This window comes from Allobosea sp. CER48, assembly GCF_044752385.1.
Classification (GTDB): domain Bacteria; phylum Pseudomonadota; class Alphaproteobacteria; order Rhizobiales; family Beijerinckiaceae; genus Allobosea.
Map to the genome: position 1 here is coordinate 1 of NZ_JBIWYK010000496.1, position 2,152 is coordinate 2,152.

Genomic DNA, 2,152 nt, shown 5'->3' on the forward strand with positions numbered 1-2,152 from the left:
CTTCTCCGCGACTGTTGCGTTGCCGCTACGAGGGCGCAGCATTCGCGCTGGGGCCGGCTTGCCGGCTCGCCCGGAAACCGCCATCTTGCCGGCCTAGGCGAACGATCACGGTCCGCCGAAGGAGCGCCCGTACAGCGGGCGGCGGACCGAGGGAGAAGAGCAGTCGTGACATTTGTGAAGAAGGTGCGTGCCTCCGGCACGGCTGCTGCCTTGTCGCTGTTGATGGCCTTGCCGGTGGCTGCTGCCGCCCAGGGCGCGACTGCGCCCCGCGCCGCTGATTCGCTTGAGCCTGCCGAAAGCCTCGAAGGCAACTATCTCGCCGCCATCGTGGCCGGCGCGTCGCGCGATCTCGGAGCGGCCTCTGTCTATCTGCGCGAGGCGGTGCGCGAGGACCCGCGCAACAGCGAGCTGCTGGAGCGTGCCTTCGTCGCCTTCCTCGCCGACGGCGCCATGCCCGACGCCTTCCGCGCCGCCGACAAGCTGATCCAGCAGGATCCGAGCAACGGGCTCGCCCAACTCGTCATCGGCATTCGATCGATCAAGCAGAAGAGCTACCAGACCGCCCGCAACCACCTCCAGCGCGGTGGGCGGGGCCGCGCGGCCGACATCACGGCGACGCTGCTCTCGGCCTGGTCCTATCTCGGCTCCGGCAACTCCAGGCGCGCTATCGAGACGCTCGAGCGGCTGAAGGGCGAGCCTTCCTACAATCTCTTTCGCGACTATCACGCCGGACTGATCCTCGACGCCGCCGGCCGCAAGGCAGAGGCCGAAAAGCGGCTGAAGTCCGCCTACGATGCCGAGAAGACGACGCTGCGCCTCGTCGATCTCTGGGCGCGCTTCCAGGCCCGCAGCGGCGACTATGCCGGCGCCGCGGCCACCTATGCCGATTTCGACCGGCTTCTCCCCAACCACCCGGTCATTCGCGAGGGCATGTCGCTCGTCGCGAAGAAGGAACAGCCGCAGCGCCAGATCCAGACCGCCCAGCAGGGCGCGGCCGAGGTGCTCTACGGCCTCGCCAGCGCCGGCAATCGCCAGGGCGACGAGGCGGCTGCGCTGCTTTACCTGCGCATGGCGATCTATCTCGATCCCTCGCACGACCTTGCCATCCTTACGCTCGGCGACATCCTCGAGCGGGCGCGCCAGCCGGAAGACGCCGTCGCGGTCTACGACAAGATGCCGGCCACTTCGCCGCTTCGCCCCAATGCGGAAATCCAGGCGGGCCTCGCGCTGGAGAACCTCGGCAGGCCCGACGAGGCGGTGAAGCATCTCGAGAAGGTCATCTCGGAGCGTCCGGACGATGTCGATGCGCTCGCCGCGCTCGGCAACATCTATCGATCGCGCAAGCAGTTCGCCGAGGCGGCCGCCGCCTATGACAAGGCCATCGCCAAGCTGGCCTCGCCGGGGCGTGCCAACTGGGATCTGTACTACTTCCGCGGCATCGCGCGCGAGCGCATCAACCGCTGGCCGGAAGCCGAGGAGGATCTTCGCAAGGCGCTGGAACTGCTGCCGGATCCTCTCGGCCGCGAGCGCGCCCTCGTCTTGAACTATCTCGGCTATTCGCTGGTCGACAAGCATCTCAAGCTCGACGAGGCGCTCGGCATGCTCCGCCGCGCCGTCGAGCTCCGGCCTCGCGACGGCTACATCATCGACTCGCTCGGCTGGGCCTATTATCGGCTTGGCCGCTATGAGGACGCCGCGCGCGAGATCGAGCGCGCAGCGGAGCTGCGTCCTTCCGATCCCGTGATCAACGACCATCTCGGCGATGTCTACTGGCGCACCGGCCGCCAGCTCGAGGCGAAGTTCCAGTGGAACCATGCCCGTGACCTCAAGCCCGAGCCCGAAGACCTGGAAAAGATCCAGCGCAAGATCGAGCGCGGGCTGGAGGATCCTTCGGCCAATGCCACCGACGACTTCAAGAAGGATGGCGGCTGACGCGATCTGCGTCGCCGCGCCCAGTCCGGAACGGCCGTGGCCTCACCACTGACGACGCGCGCGCGCGCCAAGATCAACCTCGACCTGCGGATCCTCGGCCGCCGCGCGGACGGGTACCACGAGCTCGAAAGCCTCGTTGCCTTCGCCGGTGTCGGCGACGAGCTGACGCTCGATCCGGACCGACCGCTCTCCCTGTCCATAACCGGGCCGCGCGCGACCG

The 2,152-nt window shown here is 68.0% G+C and carries 1 protein-coding gene and 1 pseudogene; both read left to right on the plus strand.

The features are described from left to right. The first annotated feature begins 165 nt into the window (after positions 1-165). Complete coding sequence (locus tag ACIPIA_RS14790; protein WP_400510645.1) at positions 166-1,932, plus strand: tetratricopeptide repeat protein; 1,767 nt, start codon at positions 166-168, stop codon at positions 1,930-1,932. A gap of 36 nt (positions 1,933-1,968) precedes the next feature. Then, positions 1,969-2,152, plus strand: a pseudogene (locus tag ACIPIA_RS14795) (4-(cytidine 5'-diphospho)-2-C-methyl-D-erythritol kinase); the annotation flags it as partial.